Here is an 18,493-nt window from a genome sequence, read left to right as displayed (position 1 = left end):
CGTGGACGCCACCACCTCGGTCGGCACGGCCGCCGACTGGCTGCCGGGCGGCCCGCCGCCGCGCGGGGCGCTGCCGCTGGTGTGCTTTCCGCACGCCGGGGCGGGAGCCTCGGTCTTCCACGCCTGGCGGGGCGCGCTGCCGCCGGGCACGGCGCTGTGCCCGGTGCAGCCGCCGGGCCGTGAGAGCCGGTTCCGGGAGCCGCCGCTGCGCGACGCGCGGACGCTGGTGAGCGCGGCGGCCGAGGTGCTGCTGCCGGTGCTCACGGGGCCGTTCGCGGTGTTCGGGCACAGCATGGGCGCGCTGCTGGCGTACGCGTTCACCCACGAGCTGCGGCGGCGTGGCGGCGGGCTGCCGGTGGCGCTGTTCGTGTCGGGCCGGGTGGCGCCGCAGGTACGGGCGCCGGGCCGGCCGGTGCACGAGCTGCCGGCGCCGGACTTTCTGCGCTTTCTGCACTCGCTGGGCGGAATCCCCGAACACATCCTGACCAAGCCGGCGTTCACCGAGCTGATGGTGCCGCTGCTGCGGGCGGACATCGCCGTCAATCTGACGTACGAGCACCGGTCGGAGCCGGCGCTGCCGGTGCCGCTGACGGCGTTCGCCGGGTCGCTGGACAGCAATGTGCCGGTGCGCTGGGTGCGGCCGTGGGAGCGGCACACGAGCGCGTCGTTCGCGCTGCGGGTGGTGCCGGGCGGGCACTTCTTCCCGTACGAGGATCCGGCGTCGGTCCTGGGGCCGATCGGGGCGGCGCTGGAGGGGGCCCGGTGAGCGGGCCGGCGCCGGCCGCGACCCGCGCTCCCTACCGTACGGGCCTGGTCACGGGCACGGTGGACGTGTGGCACATCGGGCTGCCCGGCACGGACCCGGCGCCCGGCCTGCCGCCGCTGCTGGACGCCGGGGAACGGGCCAGGGCCGCCGCGATGTCCCGCGACCGCGACCGTACGGCGTTCACCGTGGCGCACACCGCGCTGCGGGACATCCTGGGCCGCTATCTGGACCGCGACCCGGCGGGGCTGCGGTTCAGCGCCGGACGGTACGGCAAGCCGTATCTGGCGGACGCGCGGCTGTCGTTCAGCCTCTCCCACACCGCCGGGGCGGCGCTGCTGGCCGTTGCCGCGCCGGGGCCGGTCGGGGTGGACATCGAGCGGAGCACCGGCGCGGACCGTACGGCGCTGGCCGAGCGCCTGTTCGCCCCGGCGGAGGCGGCGGCGGTACGGGCCGGGGTGCCGTTCTGGGCGTACTGGACGTGCAAGGAGAGCTATGTGAAGGCGCTGGGCGTGGGCCTGGCCCGGCCGCTGGACCGCTTCGAGGTCCGGTTCGCCGAGGCCACCGCCGACGCCGCGATCTTCTCCGGCGGCCGGCACCGCGCGGCATGGCGGGTGCGGCGGCTGGCGCTGCCCGCCGGCTACGCGGGAGCCGTGACCGTACGCGGTCCGCTGACCCGGCTGCGCACCTGGTCGTGGACGCCGGGCGCGGTGGCCGCGACCCGACCGGAAGGGGTGTCCCACCATGAATGAACCAGACGACGCATACGACTACATCATTGTCGGTGCGGGTGCTTCGGGGGCGCCGCTGGCGGAGCGGCTGAGCGCCGACCCGGCCCGTACCGTCCTGCTGCTGGAGGCCGGCCCGGTCGACGGCGACCAGGCGATCCGGGTGCCGGCCGCCTATCTGTCGCTGTTCGGCGGCCCGTACGACTGGGCCCGGCGGACCGTGCCGCAGCCCGCGCTCGGCGGCCGGCCGATCTACTGGCCGGCCGGACGCACCCTGGGCGGCTCCTCCTCCGTCAACGCCATGATGTGGGTGCGTGGCTTCCCCGAGGACTACGACACCTGGGGGCGGCTGGCCGGCCCCGGCTGGGGGCGGGAGGCCGTCACCCGGTGCTTCGAGTCGCTGGAGGACCGCGAGGATCCGCTGACGGCGGGCCGCGGGACCGGCGGCGGACCGATGCCGGTGCGGATGCAGCGCGACCCGAACCCGCTGACCGCGGCCTTTCTGGCGGCCTGTCAGGAGGCCGGCCTCACGGAGGCGTCGGTGGACGGGTACGCGACCGCCGAGCACGGCGGGCTGACGGCCGTCACGCAGCGCGAAGGCGCCCGGTTCAGCACCGCCGACGCCTTTCTGCGCCCGGCCGCCGGACGGCCCAACCTGACCGTGCGCACCGGGGCCGCCGCCCGCCGGGTGCTATTCGCGGGGCGGCGCGCGGTGGGCGTCGAGTATCTGCGCGAGGGCGCGCCGGTGACATCGGCGGCCCGCGCCGAGGTGGTGCTGTGCGGCGGCGCGGTCAACACCCCGCAGTTGCTGAAGCTGTCCGGGATCGGCCCGGCCAGGGAACTGCGACGGTTCGGCATTCCGGTGGTGGCCAACCGCTCCGAGGTGGGGCGGAATCTGGCGGACCATCTGGTGACCATGCGGGTGATGGCCTGCCGGGAGCCGGTCAGCCTGTACGACGCGGCCTCGGCGCGGGAGATGGTGCGCTACGGCCGGTACCGCCGGGGCAAGCTGACCTCCAACCTCGGCGAGGCGTACACCTTCGCGCGCAGCGATCCGTCGCTGCCGCTGCCCGATCTGGAGCTGCTGTTCGCGCCCGGTCCCTATCTCGACGAGGGGCTGACGCTGGGCGACCGGCACGCGTTCTCGGTGGGGGCGGTGCTGCTCCAGCCGCACAGCAGGGGCGAGGTGCGGCTGGCCTCCCCCGATCCGGACCGTGCCCCGCTGATCGACCCGCGCTATCTGAGCGATCCGCACGGGGCGGACCGGGCGGCGCTGGTGGCGGGGGCGCGGTGGAGCGAGCGGGTGCTGGCCGCCCCGGCGCTGGCCCGGTACGCCGCCGGGAGTCTGCAACCGGCCGCCGGGGTGACCGACCCGGAGGACGTGGTGGCGGCGTGCTCGCACTCGCTGTACCACCCGGTGGCGACCTGCCGGATGGGCCGGGACCCGGCCTCGGTCGTCGACCCGGAACTGCGGGTGCGCGGGGTGGAGGGGCTGCGGATCGCGGACGCCTCGGTCATCCCGCACATCATCCGGGGCCATACGTGCGCGCCGTCCATCGTGGTCGGGCTGCGCGCCGCGCAGCTGATCGGCAGCCGCCCGGTGCGGCGCCGGGAGATGGAGACGGCGACATGAGATTACCCAGGGCACGGGCCGGGGCGGCCGGGGCGGCGGTGGGCGCGCTGCTCGCCGCGCTGATGGCCCCGCCGGCCGCCGGGACCGCGCAGGCCGCCGGGCCCGCGACCCCTGGCGGCGGCTGGACCGGCAGCTGGGCGACGGCGCCCGCTGTCCCGTTCAGCACCGGCGTCTCGGCGGAGGGCTTCGCTGATCAGACGATCCGGCAGCCACTGCGGGCGACCCGGGGCGGGGCGGTGGTACGGCTGCGGCTGTCCCATGTGTACGGCAGCCGCCCGCTGACCATCGACGCGCTGTCGCTGGCGCTGCCGGGCGGCAACGGCGCGATCGTGCCCGGAAGCAGCGTCCCGGTCACCTTCGGCGGCGCCGCGTCCGTGACGATCCCGGCGGGCGGCGAGGCGCTCAGCGATCCGGTGGCGTTCGCGGTACGCCCCGACACCGACGTCATCGCGAGCCTGTATGTCGACGAACCGACCGGGCCCACCACCTGGCACCGGCTCGCCAACCGCACCGTGTACGTGTCCGAACCCGGCGACCACACGGAAGCGGTGACGGCGGAGGCGTTCCCGACCACCCTCACCTCGTACTTCTTCGTCACCGGTCTGGAGGTCGCCACCGCCGGGGACACCGGCTCCGTGGTGACGATCGGCGCCTCGCACACGGACGGGGTCGGCTCAACCCGGGACGCCGCCCGCTCGTACCCCAGCGTGCTGGCCCGCCGGCTCGGCGGCCGGGTGGGGGTGCTCAACGCCGGGATCGGCGCCAACCAGGTCATCAACGACACCGAGTACGGCAGCGTCGGCGCCCTCGGCCGCTTCGACCGGGATGTGCTGGAGCAGCCCGGAGTCCGCGATGTGATCTTCATTCAGGGCATCAATGACATCCTCGGCGCCCACTACTTCCCCGACGAGGCGCCCACCGCCGACGAGGTCATCGCCGCGTACCGGGACCTCACCGAGCGCGCCCACGCGCACGGGCTGCGGATCATCGGCGGGACGCTGGGTCCGTTCCGGGGCGTGCCGGAGTTCACCGAGGAGCGCGAGGCGATGCGCCAGACCCTCAACCGGTGGATCCGGGAGGAGAGCGACTTCGACGGGGTCATCGACCTGGACCGGCTGTGGCGCGACCCGGCCGACCCGGCCGCCCTGAACCCCGGCTACGACACCGGCGACCGGCTGCACCCGAACGACGCGGGCTACCGGGCACTGGCCGACGCCATCGACCTGAGCTGCCTGTCGGTGGGACCCCAGGCCGCCGCCGACACCGCCGAACCCACCGGGGAGCGCCGGGACTGCACTCCCCTGCCCATGACCGATTCCGGAGGCCGACGATGAGAATCCGCAGAGCCGCACCACTCGCCCTGGCCCTGTTCGCCCTGCTGGCGCCACTGACCACCGGCGCGCACGCCGCCGCCACCGATCCGGCGGCGCGTACGGCGTGGACCGGCAGTTGGTCAGCCGCGCCGACCGTGCCCTTCAGTACGGGGGTGTCGGCTGCCGGCTTCGAGGACCGGACGATCCGTCAGCCGCTCCGGGTCAGCCGGGGCGGGGACCGGATACGGGTGCGGCTGTCCAATGTGTACGGCAGCGGCCCGCTGACCATCGACGCGCTGTCGGTCGCCCTGCCGCGCGGGACCGGCGGCATCGCCCCCGGGAGCAGCGTCCCGGTCACCTTCGGCGGCGCGGCGTCCGTCACCCTCGCCCCCGGTACCGAGATCACCAGCGACCCGGTGGCCTTCGCGGTACGCCCCGACACCGACGTCATCGCCAGCCTGTATGTCGATGAACCGACCGGGCCCACCACCTGGCACCGGCTGGCCAACCGCACCGTGTACGTATCGGAGCCCGGCGACCACAGGAACGATGCGACAGCGGCTGCCTTCCCCACCACCCTCACCTCGTTCTTCTTCGTCAGCGGCCTGGAGGTCGCCACCGCCGGGGACCCCGGCTCCGTGGTCACCTTCGGCGACTCCCTCACCGACGGCGTCGGCTCCACCCTGGACGCCGCCCGCTCGTACCCCAGCGTGCTGGCCCGCCGGCTCGGCGGCCAGGTGGGCGTCCTCAACACCGGGATCGGCGCCAACCAGGTCATCAACGACACCGAGTACGGCAGCGTCGGCGCCCTCGGCCGCTTCGAGCAGGACGTCCTCACCCAGCCCGGAGTCCGCGACATCATCTGGCTCGAAGGGCTCAACGACATCCTGGGCGCCGCGTACTTCCCCGACGACGCGCCCACCGCCGCCGAGATCATCGCCGCCTACCGCACCGTGATCGACCGCGCCCACGCGCGCGGCCTGCGGATCATCGGCGCCACCCTGCCGCCGTTCCGGGACGCCGCCGAGTGGACCGCGGCCGGTGAGGCCGTCCGGCAGACGCTCAACGCCTGGATCAGGGACGAGAGCGGCTTCGACGGAATCCTGGACGCGGACGCGGTGTGGCAGAACCCGGCGGACCCGCTGCGGCTGAACCCCGCCTACGCCTCCGGTGACGGGCTGCATCCGAACGACGCCGGGTACCGCGCGCTGGCCGAGGCCCTCGATCTGGGCTGTCTGTCGGTGGGACCGCAGGTCGGCGCACATATGAGCGAACGTAAGGAGTGCACCCTCAGCTGACTGCGGAGTAGCACAGTAGGGCCCGGTAGCCAGCATCATGACGGTGAGCCACCGGAATTCCTAGCCTGAGATACATGGACACGACCAGGCCGCTCACCCGGCCCACGCCCACCCGTCCGCCGCTCGGGGAGCACCACGAGCCCCGGCGGCGGACGGCGTATCTGGACAACCTGCGGGTCGCCCTCATCATGCTGGTGATCGCCCACCACGCGGCCCAGGCGTACGGTCCGGCCGACTGGTGGTACGTGGCGGACCAGCGCGGCAGCGACGCGCTCGCCGCGTTCTCCACCCTCAACGGCACGTTCTTCATGGCTCTGTTCTTCTTCGTCTCCGCCTGCTTCGTCCCCGCCTCGGTGGACCGCCGGGGCACCTGGTCCTTCGTGCGCGGGCGGCTGCGCCGGCTGGGCATCCCGTTCCTGGCCGGCACCGTCACCATCATCCCGGTGCTGCTGTACGGGTACTACCTCGTCTACCGCGACCAGCCCGCGCTCTCCTTCCCGCGCTACTACGCGGACGTCTTTCTCGGCCTCGGCGAACGCCCGGCCGACTGGACCGGCCCCATCTGGCCGGACCTCCAGTTCGGGCACCTGTGGTTCATTCAGAACCTGCTGGTCTACTGCCTGCTGTACGTGCTGGCCCGGAAGGCGGCGGGGGCCGTGCGCCGGCTGCGTCGCCGGGACCGCGAAGCCCGCGTGCCGGCCGTACCGGGCCACCGCACGCTGGTGTACTTCACGCTCGCCGTCGCCGTCGCCACCTTCGTGATCCGGGTGTGGTACCCGCTGGACGAGTGGGTGCCGGTGGCGGAGTTCATCCAGACCGAACCGGCCCGGCTGGCGCAGTACGCGGCGTTCTTCGCCGCCGGCATCCTCGCCCACCGGCACGGCTGGCTCACGGCGATCCCGGCCCGTACCGGCTATGTGTGGCTGGCGGGTGGCGTGGCCGGTTCGCTGCTGCTGTTCGCGGCGGGCGGCACCGGGGCCTTCTGGTACGGAACGGGCGGACTGACGGTGCAGGCCGCGCTGTGGGCGGGGTACGAGACGTTCCTGTGCACGGCGCTGTGCCTGGGTCTGCTGATCCTGTTCCGGGAACGGCTGGGCGGCGAAGGCCCGGTGCTCGGCTCACTGGCCGGTTCGGCGTTCACGGTGTACATCGTGCATCTGCCGATCGTGGTGGCGTTGCAGTTCGCCCTCGCGCCGCTGGACCCGGCGCCGCTGACCGCGTGGGTGCTGGTGACGGCGGCGGCTATCTCACTGAGCTTTCCGCTCGCGGAACGGCTGCGGAGACTGCCCGGGTTCCGGGCCGTGCTGTGAGCACGGCGGTGGCGGCCAGCACCGCGACACCGACCGGCGGGTAGGAGGCGGCCAGAAGCTGCTGACCCAGGGAGAGATGCAGCTCGGGCCGGGTCTCGTCGTGCGGCAGCAGCCAGCTGACGTACGAACAGAAGAGCAGGACGGCCGCACAGGTCGCCGCCCACCACGAGCGGGAACGCCGCCGGCCGGCCTCCGCACCGAGCAGCACCACCACCGGCACCGCCCACACCCAGTGATGCGACCACGAGACGGGGCTGACCAGCAGCGCCGTAACCGCGCAGCCGACCACGGCCCAGGCCCGTTCCCCGGCCAGCAGCGCGGCGACGGCGACGGCGAGCCCGGCACAGCAGACACCGGCCGCCACCGGCAGCCACCAGGCGGGGAGTTCACCGGTGTGGAGCAGCCGGGCGAGCACCCCGCGCAACGACTGATTGGCCGACGCCTCGGCCGCCCCGACCCGGTCATCGGCCAGCACCAGGTCCGTCCAGTACCGCCACGACTCACGGGGCAGCACGAGCGCGCCGATGGCGATGGTGCCGGCGAAGGCGGCCCAGGCCCGGGTGGCGATGACGAGGAAGGCGCCCTCCCGCCGCCGGACGAGAACGATGACCCCGGCCGCGGTGAGCAGCACGGCGAAAATGGCGGGCGTGAGCTTGATCCCGGCGGCGATCCCGATGGCGACCCCGGCCAGCCGATGATGGGCGGGCCGGGTCAGATCCCACAGCACGAGGACGACGAGCAGCAGATTGATCTGCCCGTATCGGATGGTCGCCCACACCGGCTCGCACCACACGGCGACGGCGCCAATGGCGAGCGGCGCGGCCCACCGCCAGGCCCCGGCGGGCCGGACCCCGGCCAGCCGGAGGGACAGCTGGGCGAGGACGATGACGAGAACGAAGTTCGCCAGACAGACCACGACCCGCATGGCCTCAACGCCAAGCAGGGTCAACGGCACAAAGAGCAGCGCGGCGAACGGCGGATAGGTGGCCTGGAGCGCATGGGAAGTGACCGAGAGATCGTAGAGGTCGCCGCCATTGCGCACGGCCCAGCCCTCGGCGCGGTACACGTCGAGATCCCCTATCGGCAGCCCCAGACCCACCTGGGCGAGCGCGCTGCCGGCGAAGGAGAGGACACAGCCGATCGCGACCAGCAGCGGGGCGGCCCCGCGCAGTGCGGCCGACCGCGATTCCGAAACCCCACTCACAACGGAAATCACGCGCGCCACCCTAGGGCGGTGGGGTGGCACTGACTGGCGGGCGAAGGTGAGTCTCGTTGAGTCGATAACCGGCGTCACTCTTTTGCTGTATCAGCACTCCGCTAGTAGCGGGACTCCAGCGCCTGATGCACGGTGACCTGTGACAGGCGTTCAGGATTGGCGATGCGGGCGCTGCCCTGCATATACACGGTGTGCAGTTCCTGAAGTTCCATCAGTGGGGCAGGGTCCAGGTCAGGAGGAAGGCAGGACACGCGCAAGCTGCGCAGACCGGGGAGTACGGCAGCCACGTCCCGAAGATTTGGAGCCTCCTGGGATTGTGTGAGATGCAGATAGCTGACCTCGGGCAGCTGGATGCGGACTTCACGGAATGCCCGCACCGTCTCCGGCGCGATGATCAATCGGGTCAGCACCGGCAATTCGGCGATGGCCGCCAGGCTCTCCGGAGACAGGATGTTGGGGATGTTGTCCTCCGAATCAAGGATCCGCAGCGTATCGAGCTCCTGCCAGACACCGATCCCGGTGAGGTCGGTGACGGTCGGCGGCACACCCAGATCGGTGAGCGGAACGCTGGTCGGCAGGGCATCGAGGCGTGGGACGGTCAGGCCGTCTCCCACATAAAGAATCCGCAGGTGGGGGAGCATGTTCAGACATCGGAGGTCCCGCAGTTTGGGTAGCTGGCGCAACAGCAGTTGCCGCAGCGAAAGGTTCGCCAGCGGCGTCAGATCATGAATCGTCGGTCCGTCGATCAAGGAGAGGCGTTCAATGGAGCGGAAAATCCGCAGGAATCCTAGGCTCTTGATTCGACTGCTGCTGAGCGATAATTCTTTCAACGTCTTCGTCCCCAACGCCTCGACTATCTCCTCCTCTGAAAAATCGCCGAACAAGGCCAGGTATGGATGATCCCGCATCCTCTTAAGTGCCGTCAGTTCATTCAGCGTTTCCGCTCTGAGATGCGGCCCACCGTCGAGTGAAAGCCCGGAGAGAATCTCCGCTTCGAATCGATCGCAGTCAAATGCACCCCAATTGGACACCACGGCGTTTCTCACCGCCGGGGAGGGGTGCGTGCGAAATTCAGCGAGCTTTGGCAGGGCCGCATCAGTGCGCACCGCAGTAGCCGCGTACGCCACTGCCTGCGCCTCGTCCTCGGTCAACCCATCAGGCCCCGGCAGTAGTTCCAGCACCACATCTCCAACCGCGCCCAACGCCATGGCCTCACCGACCGTCCTCGGTGGAATCAGCGCGGCGGCCCGGCGCTCCACCTGGTGTCGAACTTCTGGGTCCAGCTGTGTCGCATGCTCCAGGCACGCCATGGCGAGCAGGTGCAGCCGGACTCGGTGTTTGCGCACGGTGTCGCCGCGCTTGATCAGTTGCCTCAGCAGTCGCTTACGTTCCTCCGGCCGGCCATGGGCCACGGCCATTCGGATGACGTCCTCCCACTGGTCCAGGTGCGCGTTGCGCACCAGAAGCGGGAAGTCGCGGTTTTCGACGGCCGCGCGGGCGGCCAGGTAGTCCTGGAAGGTGCGGTGGACAAAGTCGACGACTCCCTCGGCTGGTTCGCGCAGCAGGCCGGAGCGGTTGAGCAGGTGTCGGTAGATGTCTTCTGCCGATCCCTGCGCCGCATCCCGGTGCATGGTGGGCAGGACCTGGTCGATCAGGTCGATGGCGTCCGCGCGTTCCATCTGGTGCTGGCCGTTGCGGATCAGCCAGTAGGCCAGTCGTTCCAGGAGCAGTGTCTGCGACCTGGCATCCATCTGCATGCCCTGGTCGATGCTCCGTTGCCGGTCCCGCCGTTCCAGCAGCATCCGCAACGCCGCCTCGTACAACTCCTCCCGCCCGCGCGGCAGATACCCATGGCTCGCTCGATGGAGGGCACAGATCATGCCGCACATCAGGGGGTTGGTAGCCAGTCGGCCGAGGTCCTGGCGACTTCGGACGGCGGTCAGCAGTGCTTCGGCCCGCTCCTGGCCCGCGTCGGCCGCGTGGTGCCAGCGTTTGATGAAGGCCGCCACGTCCTCCCGGTTCATGGGCGAGAGCGACAACTCGCGGAAGCCGTCCGCCGCCAGCCAGTCCTCTCCGACTGCTGAGGGCCGACCCGTCACCAGGCAGACATTGCCGGGGAACTCCCGGAGCAGCTCCCGCAGCCAGCGGCGGGTGGCGTCGCGGCGCGGTTCCGGGACTTCGTCGATGCCGTCGATCAGCAGCAACGCGCGCTCGGTGGACAGCACCCGCTCCGCCCAGCCGGTGGGCGGCGTGTGCGGGCAGCCGATCGTGCTCAGGAAGTCGCGGGGTGCGGGTAGTTCGTTACCAGCGCGGGTCAGGGTACGGAGGGGAAGGACGAATGGCACCCGTCCGTAGAGGTGGATCAGGTGGTCCGTCGGCCGGTGTTCGGCGGTGGTGACGGCGAGCCACTGCACCAGGGTGGTCTTCCCCGCCCCGGCAACGCCCCGCAGCAGCACGCGATCCAGCCCGGCCGGTGCCCGTTCCGCGCGACGGGGCGGGGCGGAACGGCGCATGACGTCGCTGTCCGGCCCCTCGGTCACTCCATAGAACTCGCTGTCGGTCGTTTCCAGGCTCAGATACGCGTCATCCAGCGGCCATTCGTCGTCCAGGTCGATGCCGAAGATGGTGAGCCGGCCGTGCTTGGTGACGATGTGCCGCCGATATCGCTCCTCGAATTCGGCGTCCTCGGTGTGCTTGGTGGGCAGCCGATCCACCAGCAGGTCAAGGGCCCGCACGAGTTGTTCGGTCTTCCTGGTCTGCTCGACCAGGGTGCGGGCTACGAAGGTGGAGCGCTTCGTGAAGAAGTCAATGATGTGCAGGCAAGCCAGGCGCAACAGTCGATCGTGGAACAGTTCCGCGTCTCGCGATAATCCGAGTCGACGGCGGACCAGTAGAGCCTCGGCGAGACCTTCGGGGCCGAGGCCCACAGCTTGTACATCGTCCATCTCCAGCTCACCGAGGCCAACGAGAGTATCGGTCAGCGCCCAGACAACAAACTCGTGTTCCCCTCGTGCGGGCTCGTCATGCGGGCCGGCCGCCCGCACCGCCCGGTCCACCAGCTCCCGTACCAGCTTCTCCAGTTCACGCCGCGTCAGGCTCTGCTTCTCGCCGCCCACCGCGACCAGCGACCCCAGCCGCACCGGTTTGCCCACCAGTCCGGCGCCCGCCGGTTCGGTTCGGAAGAGTTTTTTGATCAGTGGCGCGACTGCCGCCGAGCCGAGGCGTAGTCCCACCGTTGCCGCTGCGTCCACAGGTTCACCCTCCACGGTCCGGGGCGCCTGTGCCCCGGTTGGCGGTCACGGCGAGCGAGCCGCGAACCGGCAGAGGGCCATTATCGGATGGAGCGGCTCGGGCGCCAGCGCAGCAGGGACGTGCGTGGGTCAGCGAAGGTTCTTCATCGGAACGCCTGTCAGCCTGACCGTTTTTGACCGCCAGTGGCATATTACTGAGGCTTTTCGCCGCCCCTCCAGCGCGATGATGGTGATTACGTCTGGTAGTGCTGGCGTCTCGTACGGTTGAACAGGTAGCGTCCAGGCACGCGAAGGGGCCCGGTAGGCGGCCAACCAGCCCGGGCTCCCCTTCGACTGTGCAAACCACGCATCTAGGAGGACGATGTCTCCCGAACGTGTACCGTCGGCCTTAGTGTCCCCGTTAACGGGCCAGTTGGACCGGCGTGGTGACCGTAGCATTCCGCAGGTCCCCGCCCCCGAAACCACCCCTCGTTGTGAAACCGCCGTCATGGTGCCCGCCGCCGCGCTGATCGCCGTGGTCGCGCTGCCCCTGGTGCTGCTGTGGAGCGGGCCCGATCCGCTGGACGCGGTGGCCGCGCTCATCGCGCTGGCCGCCGCCCGGGGTTCCCAGCTGCGTTATCACCGCATCCGCATCGGCTGATCCGGCCCAACCGACCGGCCGGCGGGTCATGCGGAGTGTGGCCCGCCCGGCCCGGGTGCCGACCCGGCGTCTCTTCGCCGCCGGCGCCACCACGACGACGGAACCGGTGGGCCGCCGCGCGGCCCGCCCTGCCCACCCGAGGCATCATGACCCACTGCAAGAACCCGAAGTGCCACCTGAACGTGACACCGAACCGCTCCGGCCGCCCCAAGGAGTACTGCGACAAGCGCTGCCGGGACGCGGCTTACCGCGTACGCAGCGCCGTCGACACACCGAAGGCCGAGGAAGTGGAGGACGGTTACGCCGCCGCCGTCGCGGCCGACTTCACCGGGCATGCCCATCTCATCGAGGCCCTGGCGCTCAGCCCTGGGCCCGAGGCGACGAGGGAACTGCTCAAACAGCTGCGCTCCGCGGGGTTACCCCGGGACGATCTGGAGGCCGCCGCCGTACGCAAGGCCCGGCTCGACGGGCTGAGCAATGTGGAGATCGCCGACGCCCTGGGGATGAGCGCAAAGACGTTGAGCAGGCGCTGGTCGCGGGACGCCGTCAAACGCCGGATGGACCAGCGGGACCTACGGCCGCCCTTCACCACCACGCTGAGCCAGGCGCTGCGTGGCGCCGACATCCCGACGACAACGCGCGCCGAAGTTCTCGGATAGGCCCGGAGTACCCACCATGACCGCACGCCCTCCCCTGCCCCTGCCCTCCCCGGCACCACCGTCAGGACAGCAGATGGAACGCGCCGCCGACGCCATCAACCAAGCCATCCGGGCCTTTGTCTCCAGTCGCGGCCACCACTGGTCGACGGAGGACCGGCATCACCTCGCTCACCTCTACGACGCCTGGGCGGCCTGCTCGCCCGGTCCGGCCCGGCGGCGCCCGCGCGGTCGCGGTACCTCATGAGATGCCGGTCGCGTCGGCGCCCATGTGTTCACGGGCGGAGATGTCCAGCAGCACCAGGGCGTCGTACTCGGGGGTGCCGGGTTCGGCGAAGTACGCGTTGACGCGCTGGCCGGCGGTTCCGTCCAGCACCAGCGCCTGATAGCCCACGGTGAGGTCACCGACCTCGGGGTGGTGGAAGGTCTTCCGGCCCTGATTGTGCGGCCGGACCTCGTAGCGGTCCCACAGCTTGGCGAACTCGGGGCTCTTCAGCAGCAGTTCTCCCACCAGACCGACCAGGTCCGGGGCGTCCGGATCGGTTCCGGCCAGGGTGCGCAGCCCGGAGACACAGCCGCGGACCTGGCAGTCCCAGTCGGTGAAGAGCTCCCGCGAGCTGGGATGCAGGAAGATGTAGCGGGCGAGATTGCGCTGCCTGGCCGGCCACTCCGCGAGCCCCGGGTACAGCCGCGCCCCGCCCGGGTTGCAGGCCAGCACATCCATGCTGCGGCTGAGGACCAGCGCAGGGAAGGGCCGCAGCCCCTCCAGCAGCAGCTTGACACCGGCGCTCACCGTACGGCTGGGGGCGACCGCGGGCTCCGGTGCCTGGCGGGCAGAGCGCACCGCGAGGTCGCGCAGATGCTCGTGCTCGGCCTCGTCCAGCCGCAGGGCGCGGGCCAGCGCGTCGATCACCGACGGGCTGGGCCGGGTCTCCTTGCCGCGCTCGATCCGCGTGTAGTAGTCGATGGACACCCCGGCCAGGGTGGCCAGCTCCTCGCGGCGCAGCCCGGGGGTGCGGCGCAGCCCGGATCCGACGGTCAGGCCGGCCTGCGCGGGGGTGGTCTGGTTGCGGCGGGCGCGCAGGAACCGGCCCAGCTCCGTACCGCCGCCTGTTCGCTCACGCCTCATGTGTTCCAGTGTCGCGCGCCGGCGGGCGGGCCGGGTGCCGGGTGAGGGGCCCTGTCGCACCCCCGAACCGTGCGCCCCGGCACGGCGCGGTCTGCCACCCGGTCGTCGCGGGCGGCAGGCTGGGAGCCGTCCGTACGGGTGATGGCCCCACTCCGACCGCCCCGTCATACGGGCGGTCCCTGCCCGGGGGCCGTTGGCTACCGGCAGGAATCACGCATCGCGAGGAGGCCATCCGATGAGCGCATGGACGAACGACGAACTGACCGAGGTCGCGGAAGCGGAGGAGCTGCGCATCGCTTCGCTGCGCGCCGACGGCTCGCTGAGCAGCTGGCGCACGATCTGGGTGGTCCGCGACCGCGACGACCTGTACGTGCGGTCCGTCAACGGGACCACCTCCGACTGGTACCGGGGCACCCGGGCCCGCCAGGAGGGCCGGATCCGGGCCGGCGGTGTGGAGAAGGACGTGACCTTCACCGACGCCGACCCCGCCCTGAACGACCAGGTGGACGCGGCCTACCGCGCCAAGTACCGGCGCTACGCCGACTCCATCGTCGACTCCGTCACCAGTGACGGGGCGAACGCGACCACCATGCGGCTGCTGCCGCGCACCTGATTCCACCGATTCCTTTGATGTCACGGAGAAACGTGTTCACTGTCAACGCCTACGCCGCCACCTCGGCGACGGAGCCGCTCACCCCCACCACCGTCGAACGCCGCGAGGTCGGCCCGCACGACGTACTGATAGAGGTGAAGTACGCCGGTATCTGCCACTCCGACATCCACCACGTCCGCAGCGAATGGGGCGATGCCCACTACCCGGTCGTCCCGGGTCATGAGATCGCGGGCATCGTCACCGAGGTCGGCGCGGAGGTCACCCGCTTCGCGCCCGGCGACAAGGCGGGCATCGGCTGCCTGGTCGACTCCTGCGGAAGCTGCGCCCAGTGCGTGGCCGGCCGGCAGCAGTACTGCACGGCGGGCGCCACTCTCACCTACGGCTCTCTCGACGAGGACGGCCGGATCACCCAGGGCGGCTACTCCACCCACATCGTGGTCACGGAGGAGTTCGCGCTGCGGATGCCGGAGAACGTCGAGCTGGCCGCCGCAACGCCGCTGCTGTGCGCGGGGATCACCACGTACTCGCCGCTGCGCCGGTTCGGTGCCGGGCCGGGTACGAAGGTCGCGGTGGTCGGTCTGGGCGGTCTGGGGCACATGGCGGTGCAGCTGGCGCACGCCATGGGTGCTGAGGTCACCGTGCTGTCGCAGTCGCTGAAGAAGCGGGAGGACGGGCTGCGGCTGGGCGCCGACCACTACTACGCGACCGCCGATCCGGCGACCTTCGAGCAGCTCGCGGGCTCCTTCGATCTGATCATCAACACCGTCAGTTCCCGCCTCGATCTCGACGCCTATCTGTCGCTGCTGGCCGTCGAGGGCGCCCTGGTCAATGTCGGCGCGCCCGCCGATCCGCTGTCGCTGAATGTGTTCTCGCTGCTCACCTCGGGCCGCACCTTCGCCGGATCGATGATCGGCGGGCTGCCCGAGACCCAGGAGATGCTCGATTTCTGCGATGTGCAGCGGATCGGCTCCGAGATCGAGCTGATACCGGCGCAGCAGATCAACGACGCCTACGAGCGGATCCTCGCCTCCGATGTCCGCTACCGCTTCGTGATCGACGTGTCGACCATGGCCTGAGCGAGCCTCCGCCGGCCGGTGGGCACGCCACCGGGAGGACCGCCTTGCTCGCACTCGTCCTCGTCGTCGTCCTGGGCGCCGCCCTGGTGCTGGGGCATGTCATCGGACGCCGGCTGCGCGTCGCCCCGCCCGTCGTGCTGCTCATCGGCGGGGTGCTGCTGGGCTTCGTCCCGGCGCTGCGCGAGGTGCGGCTGCCGCCCGAGGCCGTGCTGCTGCTGTTTCTGCCGGCGCTGCTGTACTGGGAGAGCCTGACCACCTCGCTGCGCGAGATCCGCAGCAATCTGCGCGTCATCGTGCTGCTGTCCACCGTGCTGGTCATCGCCACGGCCGGGGCGGTGGCCGTGGTCGGGCACGCGCTGGGGCTGCCCTGGGGGCCGGCGTGGGTGCTGGGCGCGGCCGTGGCGCCCACCGACGCGACGGCGGTCAGCGTGCTGGCCCGGGCGCTGCCGCGCCGCACCATCACCACGCTCCGTGCCGAGAGTCTGGTGAACGACGGCACCGCCCTGGTGCTGTACGGGCTGGCGGCCGGTATCACGGTCGGCGCGGAGCACTTCACCGTGCCGCATGTCACGGCGCTCTTTGTGCTCTCCTACGGGGCCGGCGCGCTGGCGGGGGCGGTGGTCGCCTGGGCGGGGGTGCGGGTACGCGGTCTGCTCGCGGATCCGCTGCTGGGCAATGTGGCGATGGTGCTCATTCCCTTCACCGCGTTCTTGCTGGCGGAGGCGGTGCACGCGTCCGGGGTCCTGGCGGTGGTGGTGTGCGGGCTGATCATGAGCCAGGCCGGGCCGCGGGTGGCGAGCGCCGAGACCCGGCGGCAGGCGATCGCCTTCTGGTCGCTGGCCACTTTCGCGCTGAACGGGTCGCTGTTCGTGCTGGTCGGGATCCAGGCGCAGGAGGCGGTGCGCGGGCTGAGCAGTGCCGGGGTGGCCAAGGCGGCGCTGGCCGTGGTGGTGGTCTCGGGGATGGTCATCGGGGTGCGCTTCGCGTTCCTGTTCACCTCCCCCTATGTGATCCGGGCGCTGGACCGCCGCCCGCAGCAGCGGGCCCGCCGGGTGGGGGCGCGGGTCCGGGTGGTCAGCGGGGTGGCCGGCTTCCGGGGCGCGGTCTCACTGGCGGTGGCGCTGTCGGTGCCGCGCACCCTGGACTCGGGGGCGCCGTTCCCCGAGCGCGATCTGATCATCTGTGTGACCTGTGGGGTGATCGCGGTGACCATCGTGGCGCAGGGGCTGCTGCTGCCGGCGGTGGTGCGGTGGGCACGGCTGCCGCGCGACACCGATGTGGAGGCGGAACGGCAGCTCGCCGAGACCATGGCCGCCGAGGAGGCGCTGGCGGCGCTGCCGGAGGTGGCGGCCGGGCTCGGTACGGCCCCGGAGGTGCTGGAGCGGACCCGGTCGGAGTACGAGACGCATCTGGCGGTGTTGCGGGCCGGCACGGAGGACGGCGACGACGAGGACGAGCGGGCCGTGCGGCACAACCGGCACTATGCGCAGTTGCGGCTGGCGATGATCGCCCACAAGCGGGCCACGGTGCTGCGGCTGCGCGACGAGCGGCGGATCGATGACACGGTGCTGCGGCAGATCCAGGCCCGGCTGGACATCGAGGAGGTCCGGCTGACCCGCCGCGAGCCGGCCGAGTGAGCGTCAGGCACTCGCCGGGAAGCGCAGCACCGGTTTGATGACCTCGCCGCAGGCGGCGGCCCCGGCCGCCTCGTTGATCCGCTCGGGCGGGTAGCTGCGGATCAGCCGGTCGAAGGGGAGGCGTCCGGCGCGGTGCAGGGCGACCAGGGCCGGGATGAAGGTGGCCGGATCGCTGTCGCCCTCGTACACGCCACGCACGGTGCGGCCCATCAGCAGGGCGTTGACGTCGAACGCCACCTCGGTGCCGGCCGGCGGCAGGCCGAGGACCGCCGCCGTACCGCCGACCGCCAGCGCGTCGACGGCCTGCCGCAGGACGGCGGGCACCCCGCTGCTCTCCACTGCGTGGTCCACGCCCCGGCCGGCGGTCAGCTCGGCGAGTTGTCCGGCGACGTCGTCCTGGCCGGCGTGGATGGTGTCGGTGGCGCCGAGTTCGCGGGCCAGGGCGAGCCGGTCGGGGCGGAGGTCGACGGCGATGATCCGTACCGCGCCGGTGAGGGCCGCCGCCATCACGGCGGACAGGCCGACGGCGCCGGTGCCGAAGACGGCGACGGTGTCGCCCGGCCCGGGGCGCAGCACATTGAGGATCGCGCCGGCGCCGGTCTGTACGCCGCAGCCGAGCGGGGCCAGGCGGGCGAGTTCGTCCTCGTCGGCGACCTCCACCGGCACCGCGCAGCGTTCGTCGGCGAGGGCGAGGGCGGCGAAGGAGGACTGGCCGAAGAAGCGGCCCGACAGCCGGGCGCCGGCGGCGTCGTGGAGTGGGCTGGTGCCGTCGGCGCGGGCGCCGGAGGCGTTGCGCGGCAGGAAGGTGTCGCAGTGGGCGGGGCGGCCGTGTCGGCAGGGGCCGCAGGCGCCGCACGAGCTGAAGGACAGCACCACGGTGTCGCCGGGCGCGATCCTGGTCACCCGGTCCCCCACCGCCAGCACCACGCCCGCGCCCTCGTGACCGAGCACGGCGGGCAGCGGCACGGGGACGTGCCCGTCCCGTACGGCGAGGTCGGTGTGGCAGATGCCGGCGCCGACGATGCGGACCAGCACTTCGTCGGCGCGCGGTGGGTCCAGTCGGATCTCCTCCCAGGCGAAGGACCCGCTGCCGGGCCGGACCACTGCGGCGGTGGTGGTGGTAGTGGGCATGGCGTCTCCCTCGGCCGGGCTGGGCTGCACCGCCATGCTGGGCCCGCGCGGGTCCGGGAGGCCAGGGATCGGCCGGGTATTCCACCGACCGGGTACCGT

The 18,493-nt window shown here is 71.7% G+C and carries 16 protein-coding genes; 12 read left to right on the top strand and 4 right to left on the bottom strand.

Annotation, left to right across the window (positions count from 1 at the left end; all coding sequences use genetic code 11):
- Window position 1 precedes the first annotated feature (1 nt).
- The 6 genes from AC5WRL_RS02770 (at window position 2) to AC5WRL_RS02745 (ending at window position 7,045) form a co-directional block, all read left to right on the top strand.
- A complete protein-coding gene (locus AC5WRL_RS02770; RefSeq protein ID WP_496086605.1) occupies window positions 2-766 on the top strand; it encodes a thioesterase II family protein in 765 nt (254 codons plus the stop codon).
- Window positions 763-1,515, top strand: a complete 753-nt coding sequence (locus AC5WRL_RS02765) for a 4'-phosphopantetheinyl transferase family protein (RefSeq protein WP_496086604.1) — start codon at window positions 763-765, stop codon at window positions 1,513-1,515. The genes AC5WRL_RS02770 and AC5WRL_RS02765 overlap by 4 nt, the downstream gene beginning before the upstream one ends.
- Entirely contained in the window at window positions 1,508-3,124 is a 1,617-nt protein-coding gene (locus AC5WRL_RS02760) for a GMC family oxidoreductase (protein ID WP_496086603.1), read from the top strand. The genes AC5WRL_RS02765 and AC5WRL_RS02760 overlap by 8 nt, the downstream gene beginning before the upstream one ends.
- Entirely contained in the window at window positions 3,121-4,458 is a 1,338-nt protein-coding gene (locus AC5WRL_RS02755) for an SGNH/GDSL hydrolase family protein (protein ID WP_496086602.1), read from the top strand. Before AC5WRL_RS02760 ends, AC5WRL_RS02755 begins: the two co-directional genes overlap by 4 nt.
- Window positions 4,455-5,735, top strand: a complete 1,281-nt coding sequence (locus AC5WRL_RS02750) for an SGNH/GDSL hydrolase family protein (RefSeq protein WP_496086601.1) — start codon at window positions 4,455-4,457, stop codon at window positions 5,733-5,735. Before AC5WRL_RS02755 ends, AC5WRL_RS02750 begins: the two co-directional genes overlap by 4 nt.
- Before the next feature lie 74 nt (window positions 5,736-5,809).
- On the top strand, window positions 5,810-7,045 hold the full coding sequence (locus AC5WRL_RS02745) for an acyltransferase family protein (protein ID WP_496086600.1): 1,236 nt from the start codon (window positions 5,810-5,812) through the stop codon (window positions 7,043-7,045).
- Here the strand turns inward: AC5WRL_RS02745 and AC5WRL_RS02740 are convergent.
- Together AC5WRL_RS02740 and AC5WRL_RS02735 are read right to left on the bottom strand one after the other, a co-directional pair.
- The gene (locus AC5WRL_RS02740; RefSeq protein WP_496086599.1) at window positions 6,978-8,261 is read right to left on the bottom strand and encodes a glycosyltransferase 87 family protein; all 1,284 of its coding nucleotides are present in this window, start codon (window positions 8,259-8,261) and stop codon (window positions 6,978-6,980) included. The two genes, AC5WRL_RS02745 and AC5WRL_RS02740, sit on opposite strands and share 68 nt — an antisense overlap.
- A gap of 101 nt (window positions 8,262-8,362) precedes the next feature.
- Window positions 8,363-11,512 (bottom strand): NACHT domain-containing protein, encoded by a 3,150-nt coding sequence (locus AC5WRL_RS02735; RefSeq protein ID WP_496086598.1) that lies wholly within the window; start codon window positions 11,510-11,512, stop codon window positions 8,363-8,365.
- A 487-nt stretch (window positions 11,513-11,999) separates the two neighbouring features.
- On the opposite strand from AC5WRL_RS02735, the gene AC5WRL_RS02730 reads away from it, so the two are divergent.
- The 3 genes from AC5WRL_RS02730 (at window position 12,000) to AC5WRL_RS02720 (ending at window position 13,055) form a co-directional block, all read left to right on the top strand.
- Complete coding sequence (locus AC5WRL_RS02730) at window positions 12,000-12,152, top strand: hypothetical protein (RefSeq protein ID WP_496086597.1); 153 nt, start codon at window positions 12,000-12,002, stop codon at window positions 12,150-12,152.
- A gap of 146 nt (window positions 12,153-12,298) precedes the next feature.
- The gene (locus tag AC5WRL_RS02725) at window positions 12,299-12,811 is read left to right on the top strand and encodes an ECF-type sigma factor (protein ID WP_496086596.1); all 513 of its coding nucleotides are present in this window, start codon (window positions 12,299-12,301) and stop codon (window positions 12,809-12,811) included.
- Window positions 12,812-12,827: 16 nt separating this feature from the next.
- The gene (locus tag AC5WRL_RS02720) at window positions 12,828-13,055 is read left to right on the top strand and encodes a hypothetical protein (protein WP_496086595.1); all 228 of its coding nucleotides are present in this window, start codon (window positions 12,828-12,830) and stop codon (window positions 13,053-13,055) included.
- Here AC5WRL_RS02720 and AC5WRL_RS02715 read toward each other — a convergent pair.
- A complete protein-coding gene (locus AC5WRL_RS02715) occupies window positions 13,050-13,937 on the bottom strand; it encodes a helix-turn-helix transcriptional regulator (RefSeq protein ID WP_496086594.1) in 888 nt (295 codons plus the stop codon). The genes AC5WRL_RS02720 and AC5WRL_RS02715 overlap by 6 nt on opposite strands.
- Window positions 13,938-14,172: 235 nt before the next feature.
- Between AC5WRL_RS02715 and AC5WRL_RS02710 the strand changes: the two genes are divergently transcribed.
- The 3 genes from AC5WRL_RS02710 to AC5WRL_RS02700 are packed head-to-tail and all read left to right on the top strand — an operon-like array spanning window position 14,173 to window position 17,263.
- Window positions 14,173-14,550, top strand: coding sequence for a DUF2255 family protein (locus AC5WRL_RS02710; protein WP_496086593.1), 378 nt, complete (start codon window positions 14,173-14,175; stop codon window positions 14,548-14,550).
- A 32-nt stretch (window positions 14,551-14,582) separates the two neighbouring features.
- Complete coding sequence (locus AC5WRL_RS02705) at window positions 14,583-15,626, top strand: NAD(P)-dependent alcohol dehydrogenase (RefSeq protein WP_496086592.1); 1,044 nt, start codon at window positions 14,583-14,585, stop codon at window positions 15,624-15,626.
- A 44-nt stretch (window positions 15,627-15,670) separates the two neighbouring features.
- Window positions 15,671-17,263, top strand: a complete 1,593-nt coding sequence (locus AC5WRL_RS02700; RefSeq protein ID WP_496086591.1) for a Na+/H+ antiporter — start codon at window positions 15,671-15,673, stop codon at window positions 17,261-17,263.
- Window positions 17,264-17,266: 3 nt separating this feature from the next.
- Here AC5WRL_RS02700 and AC5WRL_RS02695 read toward each other — a convergent pair whose 3' ends face one another.
- A complete protein-coding gene (locus AC5WRL_RS02695) occupies window positions 17,267-18,394 on the bottom strand; it encodes an NAD(P)-dependent alcohol dehydrogenase (protein WP_496086590.1) in 1,128 nt (375 codons plus the stop codon).
- Window positions 18,395-18,493: the final 99 nt, after the last annotated feature.

The organism is Streptomyces sp. NTD107 (assembly GCF_059510435.1).
This window is presented reverse-complemented; position numbering and strand designations above follow the sequence as displayed.